The 19,368-nt window shown below is 44.9% G+C and carries 12 protein-coding genes; all 12 read left to right on the top strand.

Going from position 1 to position 19,368, the window contains the following annotated elements:
* The first annotated feature begins 276 nt into the window (after positions 1-276).
* The 12 genes from ABR189_RS09420 (at position 277) to ABR189_RS09365 (ending at position 19,366) form a co-directional block, all read left to right on the top strand.
* Positions 277-3,387: a SusC/RagA family TonB-linked outer membrane protein gene (locus ABR189_RS09420; RefSeq protein WP_354660222.1), complete on the top strand. Its 3,111-nt coding sequence runs from the start codon at positions 277-279 to the stop codon at positions 3,385-3,387.
* Between the two features lie 31 nt (positions 3,388-3,418).
* Positions 3,419-5,209: a RagB/SusD family nutrient uptake outer membrane protein gene (locus ABR189_RS09415; RefSeq protein WP_354660221.1), complete on the top strand. Its 1,791-nt coding sequence runs from the start codon at positions 3,419-3,421 to the stop codon at positions 5,207-5,209.
* 21 nt (positions 5,210-5,230) lie between these two features.
* Positions 5,231-6,433, top strand: coding sequence for a BT_3987 domain-containing protein (locus tag ABR189_RS09410; RefSeq protein WP_354660220.1), 1,203 nt, complete (start codon positions 5,231-5,233; stop codon positions 6,431-6,433).
* A 32-nt stretch (positions 6,434-6,465) separates the two neighbouring features.
* Positions 6,466-7,284 (top strand): N-acetylmuramic acid 6-phosphate etherase, encoded by an 819-nt coding sequence (locus ABR189_RS09405; RefSeq protein WP_354660219.1) that lies wholly within the window; start codon positions 6,466-6,468, stop codon positions 7,282-7,284.
* A gap of 29 nt (positions 7,285-7,313) precedes the next feature.
* Entirely contained in the window at positions 7,314-8,666 is a 1,353-nt protein-coding gene (locus ABR189_RS09400; protein ID WP_354660218.1) for a DegT/DnrJ/EryC1/StrS family aminotransferase, read from the top strand.
* A 54-nt stretch (positions 8,667-8,720) separates the two neighbouring features.
* Complete coding sequence (locus tag ABR189_RS09395; RefSeq protein WP_354660217.1) at positions 8,721-10,643, top strand: hypothetical protein; 1,923 nt, start codon at positions 8,721-8,723, stop codon at positions 10,641-10,643.
* A gap of 11 nt (positions 10,644-10,654) precedes the next feature.
* The gene (locus ABR189_RS09390; RefSeq protein ID WP_354660216.1) at positions 10,655-11,953 is read left to right on the top strand and encodes a sugar MFS transporter; all 1,299 of its coding nucleotides are present in this window, start codon (positions 10,655-10,657) and stop codon (positions 11,951-11,953) included.
* Positions 11,954-12,078: 125 nt separating this feature from the next.
* Complete coding sequence (locus ABR189_RS09385) at positions 12,079-15,345, top strand: glycosyl hydrolase (RefSeq protein WP_354660215.1); 3,267 nt, start codon at positions 12,079-12,081, stop codon at positions 15,343-15,345.
* 45 nt (positions 15,346-15,390) lie between these two features.
* On the top strand, positions 15,391-16,089 hold the full coding sequence (locus ABR189_RS09380) for an SMUG2 DNA glycosylase family protein (RefSeq protein ID WP_354660214.1): 699 nt from the start codon (positions 15,391-15,393) through the stop codon (positions 16,087-16,089).
* 105 nt (positions 16,090-16,194) lie between these two features.
* Positions 16,195-17,856: a hypothetical protein gene (locus tag ABR189_RS09375; protein ID WP_354660213.1), complete on the top strand. Its 1,662-nt coding sequence runs from the start codon at positions 16,195-16,197 to the stop codon at positions 17,854-17,856.
* A gap of 16 nt (positions 17,857-17,872) precedes the next feature.
* Positions 17,873-18,295, top strand: coding sequence for a hypothetical protein (locus ABR189_RS09370; RefSeq protein ID WP_354660212.1), 423 nt, complete (start codon positions 17,873-17,875; stop codon positions 18,293-18,295).
* Positions 18,296-18,304: 9 nt separating this feature from the next.
* Positions 18,305-19,366, top strand: a complete 1,062-nt coding sequence (locus tag ABR189_RS09365; RefSeq protein ID WP_354660211.1) for a hypothetical protein — start codon at positions 18,305-18,307, stop codon at positions 19,364-19,366.
* Positions 19,367-19,368 lie beyond the last annotated feature (2 nt).

The raw sequence follows: 19,368 nt of genomic DNA, 5'->3' as shown, positions 1-19,368 counted from the left end.
GGGCATTTGATAAATTAATATTTTATTTTGCGTTTTTATTTTGCGCATTCGTGCAAGTTGTATATATTTGAATTGTCTCCCTGGTAGATCGGTAAATGCAAGTGATCATAGCGTTTATCAGCGATAGTATGTAGAGCAATCAAAAATGAGAAGAAGTGCAAAGTAGGTTTGCACATATACACTGCGTATTTACGGATACGATAGCAGGTATGTAATGTCCATAAGTCCACGTTATTGCTATTTAAGTTTTATCAACAAAAAATCAATTTCACTTCTATGAGAACAGCAAAAGATCTGTTACGGTGCTGCCAGCCCAGGATCATACTTCTATGGGGGTGCCTGTTTGCTTTCACTACTCCCATTGTAAAGGCGCAGGTAATTGATGATGTCCCTGCCACAAAAAAGACGGCAACAGAGAACGAAAAATTCATTGTAACCGGTACAGTATTGGCCGATGATGGCACTAAGCTGCCTAATGTAAGTATTGCAGTAAAAGCAGATAATGCGAAAGCGTTTACAGATCCGGATGGAGTGTTTCAATTAAGGGTTGCGGCTAATGCCATACTGGTCCTCTCTCACGTTGGGTTTACTACAAAGGAAGTGCCCGTTAATGGCCAGAAAATCCTCAATATTACACTTGCTCCCGTGTTGGATAAATTAAGTGAAGTGGTGGTGGTAGGTTTTGGAAAACAAAAGAAAATCTCCGTGACAGGTGCGGTATCCAGCATCACTACCAAAGAAATTTCAAAAGTGGCGACCCCTTCCATTTCAAATGCGATCGCGGGTAAGTTGCCAGGTATTATTACCCGGCAGGCGAGTGGAGAGCCCGGATATGATGCCGCTCAGGTATATATACGCGGACTGGCCACTTTTGGCAGCAATGCTCCCTTAGTATTGATTGATGGGGTAGAGCGTAATATGAATCAGATTAACGCACAGGAAATTGAAAGCTTTACCATTTTAAAAGATGCTTCTGCTACTGCAGTATATGGTGTAAGGGGAGCGAATGGGGTAATCCTCATTAATACAAAACGTGGTGCCCTGGGAAAGCCTAATATCACCTTCAGATCTGAGGTGGCATCCCTGGAAGCCCTGCGCTTACCCGAATATATCAACGGAGGTGAATTTGCAAGTTTGATGAATGAGGCCCGTCTTAATAATAACCGGACCCCACGCTGGAGTGAAGAGGAACTGCAAAAATTTTATGATGGCTCAGATCCTTATCTGTATCCCAACTCCAATTGGACAGACGCCGTTTTAAAAAGAAAAACCTGGCAAACCATTAATAACCTTAGTGTTACAGGGGGCAGCGATATTATAAAATATTATACCAACGTGGGTTATACGGTACAGGATGGTTTATACCAACAGGATCCTGGTAATAAGTATAATACCAATGCTAAAATCAAGCGGTACAATTTCAGAAGCAATGTTGATATCAACCTCTCTAAGAGCCTGACTATGCAATTAGGACTGGGAGGAATTATCCAAAATGGTAATTATCCTGGTGCTGCGTCCGGTACCATCTTTGGTATGATGAAAACAATATCACCTATTGCATATCCGGTGCGCAACCCGGATGGTACTCCCGGTGGTGCATCTACTTATGTAGGGGGGAATCCCTGGGCATTGACTACGCAGTCGGGGTATACGACCAATGACCTGAGTACATTGCAAGGTACTTTTGGTGCACGCTGGGATCTGTCCAGCCTTGTAACTGAAGGGCTTTCTATAAGAGGGCTGTTTGCCTACGACCGCAATGCAAGCACTACCAACCCACGTAGCAAGGCATTCCTCGTAAAAAGATATCTCGGTAAAGATGGGGACGGTAAAGATATGTATAGTGCTCCTTACCGCGAAGAGCAACCTATGGCATATGGGGTAAGTGCTTCCAGCGACCGCATGATATATACAGAAATGCAACTGAACTACGAAAAATATATCAACAAACATACTGTTACGGGTATGTTCCTGTATAACCAGCGGGATAAGGTCTTTCTTACTGCTGGTACCTCTCTGTTGAATTTGCCTTATCGTAACCGCGGTATTGCGGGAAGGGTTACTTATGGATATGATAACCGTTATCTCGCAGAAGTAAATTTCGGATATAATGGGTCAGAGAACTTTCCCAAGGGAAAACGCTTTGGTTTCTTTCCTGCGTTTTCTGCCGGATGGGTGGTGTCTAATGAGGCTTTCTGGAATGTGGACGTAATAAGCAATTTAAAACTGCGGGGATCTACAGGATTGGTAGGAAATGACAATATCGGTGATTACCGCTTTCTGTTTATGAGTACTATCCGTACAGGTGGTCAGTCTTATTATTTTGGTGCTGATCAGCAACTGTACCCCGGCATGGAAGAAAACCAGACAGGGAATCCGGATGTTACCTGGGAACGGGCACGTAAAAGTAATATTGGGTTGGATATTGGTTTCTGGAATGATAAAGTAACCCTGCAGGTGGATATGTTCAGGGAGCATCGGAAAGGAATCTTATTACAACAAAGAACAGTCCCTGATATTACCGGCTTCTTCCCATGGTCTATTCCTAATGGCAATCTGGGAGTTGTACGTAATAAAGGGTTAGATGCATTACTGGAAGTGAAGAATAATTTAAAAAGCGGCTTTTTCTACAACTTCAGGGGCAACTTCACTTTTGCCCGGAATGAGGTGATAGAAGATGCTACCGCACTACCACGTTATCCATATCTGAACTCAAGAGGTCAGCGTTTGGGACAGGAAGTTACTTTTATCTCTGACGGACTTTTTCAGAGTGAAAAAGATATTCTTACCAGCCCTAAGCAAATGTTTTCCGAGCCCAGGGTAGGAGACATAAAGTATAAGGATATTAATGGAGATGGTTTGATCGATTCCTACGACAGGCTGCCCGTAGGGCATCCACGTTTGCCTGAAATGACATTTGGTTTTGGAGGTACCCTGGGATACAAGAATTTTGATGTAAGTATCTACTTCACAGGAGCCGCAAACAGCAGTATCTATATTGGCGGACAATCCATGTTTGCATTTTATGATGGCATAGGTGTGAACAATGTAATACGGGAGTATTATGATAACCGTTATACACCATCGAATCCTAATGCCCGGTATCCCGCCATTGATGAGGGAAATAACCCTAATAACTACATGCTTTCTGATTTTTGGATGAGGAACGGGAATTACCTGAGGTTGCGCAATGTTGAAATAGGATATAACCTCCCCGCCTTAGTTACAGAGCGTTTGAAACTGAAATCCCTGCGGTTTTTTGTGAATGGGATGAACCTGTATACCTGGGATCATCTCAAGTTTATGGACCCTGAATCGGATAATGGTACTGGTGGGTATCCTTTGCAGCGCTCCTTAAACGTGGGCCTGCAGGTAGACTTTAAATGATGAAATTATCAACATCTAAATATTCTTTGGTATGAAGTGTTATACTTACTTTTTCTTAGCTATGTTGATAGCAGTCACGTCTTGCTCAAAAAACTTCCTGGATAAATCTCCCGATGAAGATATCACAATAGAAGCTGCATTTGAGAAAAGAACCTATGCAGAAGCATTTTTAACAGATATCTATGCCGGATTACCGCTTGGGATCTATTTTACGGATATGGGTGAGCCTAATCCTTTTATTATTGCTTCAGATGAAATGAATGTGCCCTGGCCGGAGAAGTTCTCCAAGCTGATGAATAAAGGCTCCTGGAATGCTTACAATGTGAATGGTCAGATATGGAAAAATATGTATGAAGGGATCAGAAAAGCCAATATTTTCCTGAAGCACATTCCAATTACGCCCATTGATAATGAGTTTACTACAGCAATAAGAGATCATTGGATTGGGGAAGCTCTTTTTCTGCGGGCTTATTATCATTACAATTTAGTACGAATCTACGGGGGGGTACCTATTATGGATTATGCAGCGGGTATAGCCGATGATTTTACGCAATACAAAAGAGCACCATTGGATAGCTGTATCAATTTTATTCTGAGAGAATGCGACCGGGTAATTACTTTATTACCTATGACATTGGAGAGCGACCGCTTGTTGGGCCGTCCTACAGCTGCAGCTGCACTTGCTTTAAAAGCCAGGCTGTTGCTGCAACGGGCCAGCCCTATCTGGAACGGGAATAGTGATTATGCTGCTTTTACAGATAAAGAGGGCACAAAGCTTTTTCCTGAAACACATGATGCACAAAAATGGACGCTTGCAGCGGCTGCTGCCAAAGAGTGTATTGATAAATGTGAGGCTGCAGGGTATGAACTCTTTAAAAAGTATACAGATCCCGTAAAAAATTACCAGCAGTTATTTATTGAAAATAATAATTCAGAGGTCTTGTTTGCCAGGAATTGTGGCCGGGACGGCTGGATGGAGAAATGTGCATTTCCGGGAAGCCTGGGTGGTTGGAACGGGTGGAACCCTACACAGGCACAGGTGGATGCTTATGAGATGGATAATGGCCTGGCGCCGATTACAGGTTATACCGCTGATGGATCGCCCATTATTAACACAGCCTCCGGTTATCAGGAAGCCGGTTTTGCAACGGATGCAATGGCGGGGCGCTGGATGGCAGGTGTAAGAAATATGTATGTGCACCGGGATCCCAGATTCTATGCTTCTATTAATTTTAATGGTGCCTTTTTTATCGACCGCCAATTACAATTCTGGCAAACGGGCGCTGATGGCAGGGGAAATGCTGGCCGTGATTATAATACTACCGGTTACCTGGTGAAGAAATTTCTGGATCCTACTTCTGTAATCGCCCAAGGTAAGTTTTCGCTTAAAACCTGGATCTTTTTCCGGCTGGGTGAAATGTACCTTAACTATGCAGAAGCACTGAATGAAGCTGCTGGTCCGGTAGCGGATGTATATAAGTATGTAAATGCTATCCGCACACGGGCAGGAATGCCGGAGTTACCTACCGGGTTGAATGCTACTCAGATGAGGGCGCGTATCAGACAGGAGCGCAGAATAGAATTGTCTTATGAATCGCATCGTTTCTTCGATTGCCACCGCTGGAAAACAGCCGCGCAAACAGATAATGCAGAAGTGTATGGTATGAATGTGAGTGCTGGTAACAGCCTGCAGGATGAAGCGTATTACAAACGTACGCTTATTGAAAAACGGGTGTTCAATGCACCTACACACTATTTGTTTCCAATTCCACAAGGAGAAATCGACAGATCACCTAATCTGATTCAAAATCCAGGCTGGTAAGCTTACTTAAATTGTAATAACATGAACAAGTTAATATTAGCGGCTTTAACGGCCACGATGCTGATAGCCTGTAATAAAGATGTACCGGTAAAATCGGATTTCCCGGGAGCGGACAATTACGCAAAGGTATATATGCCGCAAGCCACCCGGAATCCGGTGGAAAACCGGGTCAGCATTACTGATCAACCAGATACCATCACTTACAGTGCTTTCCTGGGAGGGATTTCCCCTGCATCTGTTGATGTGTCCGTTAGTTTCAGCGTGTTGCCTGCTGCAGTAGATGCCTATAATTTAGCGCATGGCACAGACTATACCATGATGCCGGAAGGAAGTTATGCCCTGGAGCAATCAGCTGCAGTGATTGGTGCCGGACAACATTCTACAGGTGCATTAAACCTCATCATCAAAAGCAAAGGATTTATAGAGCCTTTTAAAACCTATATGCTGGCGGTAACGATGCAGGATGCCGGAGGGAAAACTAACGTGAACGAGGCTTTGAAAACTACTTATTTTCTGGTTACAGGGTCTTATGCACCAGGAGAGGTACCCCGGGAAAAAGCAGCCTCCTTTGGTGCTGCAGGAGGTAGTTTCCTGATTGGGTTCAATGATAAATTGATCAGAAGAGATCCAGCCAATGGCAACTTACTGCTTTATAAACCGGATGCTGCAGGGGTGTATAATACAACACCAGCTACCATAGGTGCCGGATGGGATGCTTTTAATCTGGCTTTTTATTATGGAGGCAACAGGTTAATAGCACGAAATAAGGATGGCGGCCAGGATATTGTACAATTCGGGATTGATCCCAATGGAAATTTAGGTCAGGGGGTAACGGTGGGTTTTGGCTGGAGCATTTTCTCAAAGATAATTCCCTACAAGGGGTTGCTCTTAGGTATTGATGCTGCGGGCAACATGACAAAATATCCCTTAAAGGAAGATGGGTCTTTTGATTATGGCAATATCAGTGGTATAGGTGCTGGCTGGAATACGTTTGTTAATATTTTTCCATATGGAGATGCCCTCATAGCCATTGAGGCAAACGGAAACATGTGGCAATACCCTTTAACCGAGAATGGTGTGTTTGGCAGCAGGGTGCAGGTAGGAAGTGGCTGGGATATGTATGTAAACGTAATACCATCAGGTACGGATTTGCTTGGGCAGGATGCGCAGGGAGAGTTGTGGCGTTACAAGTTTAACCCTAACGGACTGTGGCCTTTGAAATAAAGCATATTTAGCAATTCAAAATATAAGAAACAATGACACGTATTACAGAACACCCCTCCCGGTATGACCATTTGGAAACCAAATCCGTTGATGAACTGATTACGCATATCAACGACGAAGATGCTACTGTAGCTACAGCGATTAAAAAAGCGTTGCCACAGGTAAGCAGGTTGATTACTGTTATTATTGAGAAACTGAAAAGTGACGGCCGCATGTTTTATATTGGGGCCGGCAGTGGAGGTCGTCTTTCTGTCCTGGATGTAATTGAATTGCCTACTACATTCGGTATCCCCAAAGGAAAAGTAAATGTGATCCTGGCCGGAGGAATAGAAAACCTGGCTAATGCTCCTGAAGAGAAAGAAGATGATACAGCGGAAGCAATCAGCAGGCTGAGACAGGAAAACCTAACGGATAAAGATATCGTTATTGGTATTTCTGCCAGTGGTTCTACTCCTTTTGTATTGGAGGGCTTAAAATTATGCCGTAGTATGGGTGTTACCACAGGGTGTATTGTGAGCAACCCGGGGTCACCTATTGCAGCGGCGGCCGACTTGCCGGTAGAAGTAGTTACCGGACCGGAATTTATTACCGGCAGCACCCGCATGAAATGTGGCACTGCACAAAAAATGCTGTTTGATATGATCTCCACCACCGTTATGATAAAGCTCGACAGGGTAGAAGGTAACAGCATGGTAAATGTAAAACTGATCAACGATAAAATTACAGACAGGGCAGTGAAAATGCTGATGGAAAAAGCGCAGATCCCGGATTATGACGCTGCTAAAACTATGCTGCTGGAAAGTGGTAGTGTAAAAAATGCATTAGATAAACTGAAAAATATTCCTCACTAACATCAATTCATTAAAAAAATACTGGAAATATGGAAAACAATAAATTCAGCCGCAGATCATTTATCAATACCTTGTCCATTGTAGGGGCAGGCATGGCCATGCATCTCCCAAGTATTGCAAGAGGGAGCAGCGATAATGCAAAGCCTGCTTTATTAGGTGGCCCACAAGCCCGCCCATGGGAATTTTCCGGTTGGCCCATATTTGATCAAACAGAAGAAAAAGCAGTGACAGATGTATTGAAAAGCGGTGTGTGGGGGCGTTTGGGAGGCAATGTTGTCGCTAATTTTGAAAGAGAATATGCAAAGGTTTTTGGCGCAAAACATAGCCTGGGTGTTTCCAGCGGTACCAGTGCCCTCTATACCATCCTGGGTGCGTTAGACCTGGGGCCTGGTGACGAGGTGATTATTCCGGTATATACTTTCGTAGCTACTTATAATGTTGTGGTATTGAACTATGCATTACCCATATTTGCAGACACAGATATTGAGAGTTTCCAGATAGACCCCACAAAGGTGGCAGCGGCTATTACCCCGCAAACGAAGATCATTATGCCGGTGCATATAGGCGGTTCTCCTGCAAATATAGATCAGCTGTTATCTATTGCGCAAAAAGCAAATATTCCGTTGGTAGAAGACGCCTGCCAGGCTCACCTGGCAGAGTGGAAAGGCAGGAAGGTGGGGAATTACGGACTGGCTGGTGCATTTAGTTTCCAGGCATCCAAAAACCTGAATTGCGCGGAAGGTGGAGCCATCATCACCAACGATGATGCTTTTGCTCAAACCTGTTATGGTTTCCATAACCAGGGTCAGGGCGGACAAACAACTGCCTATACACCAGGTGCTGGTACACGTGCTACTAACGTAAGGTTGACAGAGTTTCAGGGTAATCTCTTACTGGCACAGATGACCCGCCTGCAGGCACAAACAAAACGCCGGGCGGAAAACGCAGCTTACCTTACTTCCCTGCTCAACGGAATAAAGGGCATTTATCCTGCCAAACTGTATGAGGGTACCACTATGAGCGCATTCCATCTTTATATGTTCCGCTATGATAAAGCATTCTTTTCAGGATTGCCAAGAGCCACTTTCCTGAAAGCACTGCAGGCGGAAGGGGTGCCTTGTGATAGTGGTTATGGCCCTATGAACCGGGATACCTATGTAACCGGGCTGGCACAAAATAAACATTACCTGAAGATCTACGGAGAGAAGACAATGAAGGAATGGCAGGAAAGAAATGCATGTCCGCAAAATGATAAACTCACCGGCGAACAGGCCGTTTGGTTTTTCCAGAACATGCTGCTGGGTACCAGAACAGATATGGAACAGATCGCTACGGCTATCAGAAAAATACAGAAGAATGCTAAAGCCTTGTCTAAAGCTTAAGCGTGATCGTCACCAGTCATTTACTAACAATTTTCACTTAAATATTTACTGATTATGCCATTGATAGCATTGTTATTCTTTTATCTGCTGACTGCAAACTCATTTACCGCAAAGGCACAGGAGGTATACAAGGCGGGGTTTTCCAGGGTAAGCATTGAGCCACAGCACTATCCTTTTTCATTGGCGCTGGCTGGCTATGGTGCTCCGCGGGAAGGCCGGTTCAGCCTGGAATGGATCAAAAGAGGAGCAGCAGCAGAGGGGACTGCATTTACCGGAATGGGTAATTCATTACTGAAACTGAGTAACAATGCTTTATTCACTGCTGCCGCTACCGATAGTCCTTTAGTATGGAAAAAGGCAGGCAGCGGAACTGACCTGAAGCTGATAGCGGGCTGGGGAAAACGGTTGTATGGAGTGAATACTGGTGGGGATGTACTGGTGACGAATTATCCTGGTAAATCAGCCTGGAAGAAGATTGGTACGGCAACGAACGCGGTAGCCATGACAGTGTTGAACAATGTATTGTATGTGGCAAACGCCGATGGTCATGTGCTGGCGGCGGCGCATTCTGCAGCGGGATTAAACTGGCGGGAAATAACAACCCTGGATGGTATTACCGGGCTGGCAGCTTATAAAGATTGTCTGTATGCCCTGCTGTCGCAGAATGAATTGTGGAAATTTAATCCCGCAAAGGATACCGGATGGCTTAAAATAGCCCGTTATAACGGGATCGGGTATAACGAAAAGATAAGCCAGATCGCCATAGCGGGACATCGTTTGTTTGGTTGTGATACTGCAAAGCAGGTATGGATTGCCCGGCACCAGACAGAAGGACTGATGGCCGTTTCTGCTATGGCTGTTTCTGCCGGCAAGCAAACGGTGGTGATGGCAGGGGTGGATGTTTGTGGCTTTGACTATGATGTGATCAGTACTATTAAAAAGGAAATCGCAGCCAAATATCACCTGCCTGCTGCTGCGGTGTTGATCAATGCGTCGCATACACATTATTCTCCGCTGGGCCAGCGTTACGTTACCTGGAACCCGCATGGACAACTGCCGGATAATGATTATCTGTTTGGAACAATGAAGCCGGCAATTATCAAGGCTGTTGGGGAAGCACTTCAAAACAGGGCACCTGCTACGTTGTCCTTTGGCAGAGGTAAAACTGCAATTGGGCGCAACCGTAGTCTTACTACAGCCCCCATCCCTTATGATGATGATGTGGACATTATCATGGCGGTGCGGAAAGATAATCAGCAAAAAACTGTTTTATTCCTGGCTGGTTGCCATCCGGTGTTTAATACAGAGCCAACGGGGAATGTTACCATCAGTGCCAACTATCCGGCAATAAGCCGCCAAACGCTGGAAAGTAAAGGGATCAGCCATGCGCTTTTTTTACAGGGATGTGCGGGGGATATTAATCCTAAAGAAGGCAGTCATATTAAAACAGGACAGGCTTTGGCAGCCGATGTAATGCATGTTTTGGATGGACAGTTACAGCCTGTTACAGGTACTATTTCGTATCATTTTGATTCGCTCCATTTTCCAGTCACGCCTATGCCGCATGATCAGGTTGTAGCCTTTAAAACCGCTAATGAACCGCATGTGGGAGATGTGGAAGCAGAGAAAAATGTGCGTTGGGCCAATCTGATGCTGAAACAGGAACGGGAGGGGACAATGCCCGCTACGATGCCCGTTTATGTACAAACGATTAATATCGGCAACTGGAAACTGGTAGGACTATCAAGGGAAGTAGTAACGGATTATAGCATCGGGATCAAAAAACTCTGGCCGGGGAAATTGGTAAGCGTAGCCGGATATTGTAATGATATCGCGAGTTATCTGCCTACCAGCAGACATATACAGGCAGGAGGCTATGAAGGGCATGGCTCTTTCCTTTGGTATGCACAGCCTTGCGTGTTTCCTGAAAATGTGTATGAAACCATTCTGAACAAGATCAAATTGAACAACTACTAAAATTATTGGCATTGGAAGCAGCTAAAATAGATAATACCCTGCCGGTAAAGGCTGGACTGAGCCCGCTGGCAATCATTGGCAGCCTGTTCTTTATTTTTGGTTTTGTAACATGGCTTAGCTCGGTGCTCATTCCTTATTTGCAAATTGCTTGTGAGCTGAATAACTTTCAATCATACCTGGTAGCATTTGCATTTTACATCTCTTATTTTGTAATGGCCATTCCTTCTGCCTGGGTATTGAAAATAACCGGATATAAACGGGGAATGTCTTGTGGATTGATAGGAGTGGCTGCTGGGTCTATTATTTTTATACCAGCAGCTTTTCATCGTGAGTACAGCATTTTCCTGTTGGGATTATTCGTACAAGGGGCGGGGTTAGCAGTGCTGCAAACAGCCTCTAATCCCTATGTAACGATCCTGGGCGATGTGGAAAGTGCTGCCAAAAGAATGAGTATTATGGGAATCTGCAATGGGGTGGCAGGTATTATTGCTCCTGCAATATTAGGGGCAGTTATATTAAGTGATGCAGATGCGCTGACCGCAAGTATTGAACACATGGATGAAGTAACCAGAACAGCTGCTTTAAACCACCTGGCACAAAAGGTAATGCTGCCTTACTTCATTATTACCGTCATCCTGGTATTACTGGCTATTGTAATAGATCGTTCCGGATTGCCGGAAATAGATGCGCCGGAAGAAGAGATAACAGCTTCCCCCGACCAGGTAACTAAAACAAGCGTTTTTCATTTCCCTTACCTGATGCTAGGCGTATTTACCCTGTTTGTTTACGTGGGTGTAGAAGTAATAGCAGGAAATACCATTATTAGCTATGGTACTTACCTGGGTATTAAAATGTCTGCTGCTAAATTCTTTACTTCTTTTACACTGATTGGCATGCTGGTAGGATACCTGCTGGGCATCCTGTTGATCCCCAGGTACATCAGTCAGCAAAACGCCTTGAAATATGCAGCGTTGCTGGGGGTTGCTTTTGCACTGGGAGCCATATTCAGCACAGGGCTGGTATCTGTGTTGTTTGTTGCTTTACTGGGGTTTGCCAATGCCGTGATGTTTCCTGCTATCTGGCCGTTGTCTATCAGCGGGTTGGGCAGATTTACCAAAATAGGTGCTTCGCTGATGGTGATGGCTATCAGTGGCGGAGCGGTGTTACCCCTTATTTACGGTTGGTTGTCTGATAAGTATAATGCACAACAGGCTTATTGGTTGGTGGTGCCCTGTTACCTCATCATTGGTTGGTTTGCTGTACAAGGATATCGGATCGGCAGAGGGAAGGGAGATACTTTAGTTGCATAGGCAGCATATTGTAGCTTAATAGGATACCGTGGGATAGCCTTTTTCAGGGAAGCAGTTAATTTAACATCCGCTTCCTTGAAAGCATCCACGTATTAAGTAGCTACATAAACTAAAGTAATTCAGTAATGACAGGTTTCTTAAATGCACAAAAAAAGACCGGAATTTATTGCGCTGTCACTCTATCATGTTTCCTGGCAGCCTGTATCAGCAAAAAACCGGTAGCAGATGTGCCCACTGCACCTTTGACGGCCCTGGAAAGTGGCTTTGTGCATCCCCCCGATACCATTCAGACCAGTGTGTACTGGTATTGGATGTCAGACAATATTTCAAAAGCAGGGGTGGTAAAAGACCTGCATGCAATGAAAAGTGTAGGCATCAACCGTGCTTTTATCGGAAACATTGGCTATCCTACCACACCTTATGGAAAAGTAAAATTATTTACGCCTGAGTGGTGGGATATTTTACATACTGCACTGAAAACAGCCACTGAGCTGAATATAGAGATCGGAATTTTTAACAGTCCGGGCTGGAGTCAGTCCGGTGGCCCCTGGATAAAACCAGAACAGGCCATGCGTTACCTTGCTTCATCCACCACAAAGGTAACCGGTCCCGGAAAGATCAGCCGTAAGCTGGCGCAGCCGGTTGAACCCTTCCAGGATGTGAAGGTGATTGCTTTCCCTGCACCTAAAGACGATGATAAAAGTATTACGGCTTTAAAGCCAGTGATCCGGGCAAATCCAGCTGTCAACAACCTGGAATATATACTGGATGGTAATACTGCAACAGGAATTGACCTGGCGCAGCCTACTACGATCGATCTGGAAACAAAAGATGCATTCCGGGTCAGGAGCTTAACAATTTACCCTGCCAAACGCCGCATGAGATTTGAAGTGGAGCTGCAGGTAAAAGACGGGACTGCTTACCGCAAAGTAAAAAGCATGGTGGTAGACCGTAGCAATGACGAACTGAATGTTGGTTTTGACCGGTATGCTCCTGCGGCTATTGCAATACCTGCTACTACAGCTAATAATATCCGCCTGGTATTCCGTAATCTTACCCCTCATAGCGGTATCAGCGATATCAGGCTCTCTTCTTCTCCTAAGGTGGAGCAATACGCAGAAAAGACACTGGCTAAAATGTATCCCACACCACTGCCTTACTGGAAGGAGTATCAATGGCTGCAACAGCCTGTTGTGGATGATCCGGAAACAATTGTTCAACCACAGGATGTCGTAGATATCTCCCGGTATATGGACGCAGACGGTACCCTCAACTGGAATGTACCTGCAGGCGAATGGAACGTGATGCGTACCGGTATGACCCCTACGAAAGTAACGAATGCACCTGCTTCTCCGGAAGGTACCGGCCTGGAAGTAGATAAAATGAGTAAAGCACATGTAGCGGCTCACTTTGATGCTTTCCTGGGAGAAATCATGCGCAGGATTCCTGCGGAAGACCGTAAAACCTGGAAGGTAACGGTGGAAGATAGTTATGAAACCGGCGGGCAAAACTGGACAGATGCACTGATAGACAGATTTAAACAGGTATATGGCTACAGCCCGCTGCCTTATCTGCCGGTAATGCAAGGTATTGTAGTGGGCAGCGCAGAAATGTCGGACCGCTTTTTATGGGATCTCAGACGTTTGATTGCTGATAAGGTGGCTTATGATTATGTAGGCGGATTAAGGGATATCAGTCATAAACACGGACTTACTACCTGGCTGGAGAATTATGGACACTGGGGGTTCCCAGGCGAATTCCTGCAGTATGGTGGACAGTCTGATGAAATAGGCGGTGAATTCTGGAGTGAAGGAGAGCTGGGAGATATTGAGAACAGAGCAGCTTCTTCTGCTGCCCATATTTACGGGAAAAGGAAGGTGTCTGCTGAATCATTTACTGCTGGCGGAAAATCATACGCCCGTTACCCTGCCCTGATGAAACAACGGGGCGACCGCTTCTTTACGGAAGGGATCAATAATACCTTGCTGCACCTGTTTATACAACAACCGGATGAAGATAAACTGCCAGGCATAAACGCCAATTTCGGAAATGAATTTAACCGGCATAATACCTGGTTTAATTATATGGACCTGTTTACCAGTTATCTCAAAAGGAGTAACCTGATGCTGCAACAGGGCAATTATGTGGCAGATGTGGCCTACTTTATCGGAGAAGATGCACCTAAAATGACCGGGATATGTGATCCTGCGTTACCGGCCGGCTACTCTTTTGACTATATTAATGCAGAAGTAATTAAAGAAAGAGTACAGGTGAAGGATGGGAAGCTGGTATTGCCGGACGGCATGACTTATAGCTTGTTGGTACTTCCTCAACTGGAAACCATGCGGCCGGAATTGTTGTCAAAGATCCGCGACCTGGTTGCGGCTGGGGCAACTATCCTGGGGCCCGCGCCTAAACGTTCTCCAAGTATGCAGGGATTTCCGCATGCGGATAACCAGGTGCGCCAGATGGCTGCTGAACTTTGGGGTAAGGTAGATGGTAAACAGGTGAAGGCCGGTAAGTTTGGCAAAGGGATGGTACTCTCTGGTATGGATATGCAAACTGCCCTGAATACACTTAAAATAGTACCGGATCTTCAGTTAAGCGGGCAGCAACCTGTATTGTTTATTCACCGTACTACTGTTGACGGAGAAATCTATTTTGTAAGTAATCAAAGTGAACAGGACTTGTCTATATCGCCGGCCTTCCGGGTAAAGGGCAAACAACCGGAGCTGTGGGATGCGGTGACAGGGAATAGACGTAACCTGCCGGAATACACGCAAAATGAATCCGGAACAGTAGTGCCTTTAAAGCTGGCGCCATTGGAGAGTGCATTCATCTTGTTCCACAAACCTGCAGGGCAGTTAACTGCTGCTGTAAAGCAGAACTTTCCGGATCCCCGCACCGTGGCTACTATCGCCGGTCCGTGGCAGGTGAGTTTTGAACAGGGCAGAAGAGGACCGGATCAGCCGGTGACTTTCCAGGAACTGATTGACTGGACAAAATCTGCTGACGACCGCATCAAATATTTTTCCGGAACGGCTGCTTACCGCACTACATTTAAAGTCTCCAAAGCAGGTAATAACGAACACTTATATCTTCACCTGGGAGAAGTGATGGTAATGGCAAAGGTGAAAGTGAACGGCGTGGATTGCGGCGGAGTATGGACAGCTCCCTGGCAGGTGGATATTACTAAAGCTGTAAAGCCAGGTAATAATATTGTTGAAATTGAAGTAGTCAACAACTGGATCAACCGCCTGATCGGAGATAGTAAACTGCCGGAACAGGAACGGAAAACATGGACCAGCAATAATGAGTATGGGCCTGACAGCAAGTTGCAGTCTTCCGGGTTAAAAGGACCGGTTACATTACGTGCTGTAACGTTAGATTAAGCAAAGCAAGCTGAATAATTAAGTACTTTTGTCAAAAGGTACGCATTGAATAAAAATATCACTTTTGCAGATCATGTAATTGGCTTTAATAAGTCGCTCCATTTTACAGGGAAGCTGCCAGCAGGTATTCGTATTATGAATCCCTTCCGTGAGCAACCCCAGGTAATGCATATCATGGAGGCGTTTTATCAACGGTTTTATAATGATCATCATACCCGGCGCCTGATCCTGGGAATTAACCCCGGCCGACTGGGATCAGGCGCTACCGGTATCCCGTTTACGGATACCAAACGTCTTACAGAAGTGTGTGATATCACTATTGAAGGCGTTAAAACGCACGAACCTTCCTCTGTATTTGTTTATGATGTAATTCACGCATATGGGGGTACCAGGCCTTTTTATGGTGATTTTTATATTGGCTCCGTGTGTCCCTTAGGGTTTACATCGGTTCGTCAGGATGGTACAGAAATCAACTATAATTATTATGACAGTAAGCCGCTCACCATGGCGGTGTATGATTTTATGGTGAAGAGCCTCCGGGAGCAGTTAACTTTTGGTATAGACACCCGGGTGTGTTATTGTATGGGAACGGGTAAAAATGCAGCTTTCCTTCAGCAACTGAACAAACAGGAACGCTTCTTTGAAAAAATTGTGCCACTGGAACATCCCCGTTTTGTGATGCAATACCGTACTAAACGGAAGCAGGAATATATTGATAAATACCTGGAAGCGTTTTCTGAATAATCCCCATAATAACGGCTATACTTATAAGTTGGTATTTGTTAATTCATTGAAACTGCTTAGTTTAGCACCAAAATAAATTTACCCCTTCTTTAACTATCCTTGTTTATGGTAGGATGCAGACCTTCATTTATACTCTTCTTGTTTTCATTAATACTGTGTTTTTCTATTCAGGTATCTGCACAAACCAAAGCGTTTGATGAAGTAAATGTAGACCTGGGCAGCGGTGTGCTGGGGGCTAACGGTATTCCTTTTGATGTGCCTTTTATTATCAAAGGTGAGGTGGACCCATCTTACTGGATGATTAAAATGAAGTATAAAATAAAGGAAAGTGAGTATAGATCCTGGATGAGGTTCCCCAAAACAGGAGTGGGGATGTATGCAGATTCTGTAGTATGGAAGGCGGTACCACAAAAAGAGTTCCGGCTATTATCCGGCCCGCTGCATCCTAATGTGACCTATCTCTATGAGTTTACGATATATCAGAAAACTGCACTGGAAGATAACGTGAAGGCGCAGTTCAAACAGGGGCTGATGGATATCATAGCAGCAACCATGAAAGATCTGGGAGCAACCGGAGAACGTATCGCACCGGCTAATGCTGCGCTGAACGCAAAGATGCAGTCGCTTTTTCCTGCAGGAATGACCATCCTGAATAAGGATCTGCAGCCTTTCGAGCTGGATTTAAATGCTGCTCCGGTAAAGCAATTGACGGATGAAATAGTACAGATCAATTTAAATAAGTTTCTGGATACTACTTTTTACAAACGGACAAAGTTCTTTTTTGCATCAGAGGAGTATAAGGAAATACAACAAAAACTGGCCACACTGGTTGCCGGTTCCGGCAAGCTGATAAAAGCAGACAGCGCAAAATACGGGGCCATTATCGACCCCGCTAATGTGGCTTTCCCTGCGATCCGGTTTAGCGAACTGGCTACCCTGTTCAGCCGTACCTCCAACAATCCCGGAGATATTATCCGTGGTGTCAGCACCCTGAAGGCAGATGGGAGTAAGGTCCTGCCTGCTAAAGACCCTGACCTGGCTGCTATTGCTTTGCTTAACCTGTTTTTTGGAACATTGGGCCAAAACCTGCGGGATACTGCAGGTAGTCCTTTATTAAGTGCTGCCGCCATCCAGGCATTGACCAATATGCTGCCTAATATTATCAGCAAAGGGGTGGAGATGCATCAAAGAAACAGCGGTGATGCTGCACAGCGGGCCGCCATCATAGCAAATTTCCCCGATATACTGGACGATAAACTGATAGCCTATACCGTTACCTCTTATACACAATCCATCAGTGATGTAGTGAGTGAGAAAAATCCCTATATAGGGCTTGATTTTGGACTTTCATATATACCAGGATATGAACAGCTGTTCTTTTATGAAGGGGTCAACTTCTATTTTGCTCCCGTTAATAAAGATGCCCCGCTTAGCAACTTTTCCCTGAAAAGGGCATCTTTCCGGGAATGGCTCAGCAAACGTTTCAGCCTGCATTTCGGCCTCACCCAATCATTGATAGAAGTGGGTAATAAAAGATATGCGCCATTGCTGAAAGGACTCAACAGCAGCTTGCTGGCAGGGGTGGGCCTACGGATCAACAGGCTCGTACGTCTAAACCTGGGTTATATTTTCTTTTATGAAAAGGATAATAATCCGATAGTTGATAATAACCACTTTACGGCTATGCCCCAGGTAGCAGTCACTTTTGATTTAAATGTAGGAAAAGCATTGGGTGGATTAGGTAAAAGAATCGGTATTTCCCAATAACAAAAACAGTACAATTATGATGGATGTTAAGCCAACAATTATTGGATTGATTCCGCAAAATACGGTCGTGATAGCAGTGCCGCCGGGAAAACTATTGGGAATTTCAGATACCTATACTATGCATCTGCAACTGGAACTTACCGGTACTGTACCTGCAGTAGCTGGTGTGCGCCTGTTCATTGTAAATAATGATATCTACCGGTTTGCAGATGGCGCTAATGAGATCAGGCATACCTATCCCATGGCCGCATTACTCCAAAAAGTTAAACCGGAATTCCAGGTGCGTAATATTAAACACTTCAGTAAAAAAGCGCCAGACCTGCTGCTGGCAGTATTTGCCTGGGAAGTAAATACAGGAGAGGATATGGCGGATAGCCACGGAGGAAAATTCCCGGTAACTATTACGGGAGGTGTCATGAATTTTACCAAGTTCAAATAATTATCCGGAATGTATAAGATATATACGATCTGCTTTTTTATTTTCAGTATTACCTGCTTTGCTACCTGTGCTAAAAAAGACGAGGATAGGGTAACTCCGCAGGACGATATTATCCGTATCGAGTTTGAGTCGGATACCACTAATCTCCTGGCAGATCAGCAGTCAGTGATCCAGTTAAAAGCAGTGATTACTCCTGCGGCTTCAACTGCTTTCCGTGTGGTAAGTTTTTCTGCCAGCGAGGAATTGGGGAGCTTTCAGGGTACGGTAGTGGATAAAAAGAATATTGTTACGGCGGATAATGAAGGGATAGCACGTGCCAGCATTAAAGTAGGTAATATTCCGGGTACCTATTATATTGCTGCGGAGATAAAGGGGGATGATAAGGTGTTTAGAACAAAAGATTTTCCAATTACTTTAAAGCCTGTACCATCAGCGGATAAGCTCAGCATAACAATAGATCAGCAAGATCCGCCGGCAGATGGGTATACTACCTTGAAAATTACTGCCCGGGCAAAATACATAAAGGAAAAAACAATTGTGCTGCAGGCGAATACAGGTGCATTTTTGCAGTCTGCCAGTGAACCATTGAAGATCACTTTGCCCCTTGATGATCAGGGACAGGCTATCACTTTCTTTCAGGTTAGCAATACGGTGCAGCCGCATGTGATCACCGCTACCGCAGGCACTGATATCACGGTAGCCCAGGTGATTAATCCCGTGGCATCTTACCCGGAAGTATTGCTGGTAGAACCTTCTTCCCTGTATATTGATACGGCTGGTGCGGGTATCAAACTGGACGTGATATTGAAGAAGAATGAAGCGCAGCGTAAGGTAAGTACTGGTACACCTGTACAGTTCCGGGCTTACCAGTTGATAGGAGGAATCGAAAAACCGGTGGGTCGTTTTACAGGAACAAACCAGGCAGCTTCCAATGCAGATGGGGTAGTGCCAGCCGTACAATTCATTGCCGATACCGGTGGAATTGATACTTTAACAGCGATCACCGTGGAAGTGGCTGCATTAAACAACCAGCAAATGCTGAAATCAACACTGCATATTAAGGTGAAATAGTT

This window comes from Chitinophaga sp. H8 (assembly GCF_040567655.1).
GTDB classification, from domain to species: Bacteria; Bacteroidota; Bacteroidia; order Chitinophagales; family Chitinophagaceae; genus Chitinophaga; species Chitinophaga defluvii.
Note: the sequence above shows the minus strand (reverse complement) of the source record. Positions and strands in the feature narration are given on the sequence as shown.

Excerpts from the sequence above, each read along its gene's own strand:
- ABR189_RS09420 (WP_354660222.1), top strand. The coding sequence starts at position 277 with ATGAGAACAGCAAAAGATCTGTTACGGTGCTGCCAGCCCAGGATCATA.
- ABR189_RS09415 (WP_354660221.1), top strand. The coding sequence starts at position 3,419 with ATGAAGTGTTATACTTACTTTTTCTTAGCTATGTTGATAGCAGTCACG.
- ABR189_RS09410 (WP_354660220.1), top strand. The coding sequence starts at position 5,231 with ATGAACAAGTTAATATTAGCGGCTTTAACGGCCACGATGCTGATAGCC.
- ABR189_RS09405 (WP_354660219.1), top strand. The coding sequence starts at position 6,466 with ATGACACGTATTACAGAACACCCCTCCCGGTATGACCATTTGGAAACC.
- ABR189_RS09400 (WP_354660218.1), top strand. The coding sequence starts at position 7,314 with ATGGAAAACAATAAATTCAGCCGCAGATCATTTATCAATACCTTGTCC.
- ABR189_RS09395 (WP_354660217.1), top strand. The coding sequence starts at position 8,721 with ATGCCATTGATAGCATTGTTATTCTTTTATCTGCTGACTGCAAACTCA.
- ABR189_RS09385 (WP_354660215.1), top strand. The coding sequence starts at position 12,079 with ATGACAGGTTTCTTAAATGCACAAAAAAAGACCGGAATTTATTGCGCT.
- ABR189_RS09375 (WP_354660213.1), top strand. The coding sequence starts at position 16,195 with ATGGTAGGATGCAGACCTTCATTTATACTCTTCTTGTTTTCATTAATA.
- ABR189_RS09370 (WP_354660212.1), top strand. The coding sequence starts at position 17,873 with ATGATGGATGTTAAGCCAACAATTATTGGATTGATTCCGCAAAATACG.
- ABR189_RS09365 (WP_354660211.1), top strand. The coding sequence starts at position 18,305 with ATGTATAAGATATATACGATCTGCTTTTTTATTTTCAGTATTACCTGC.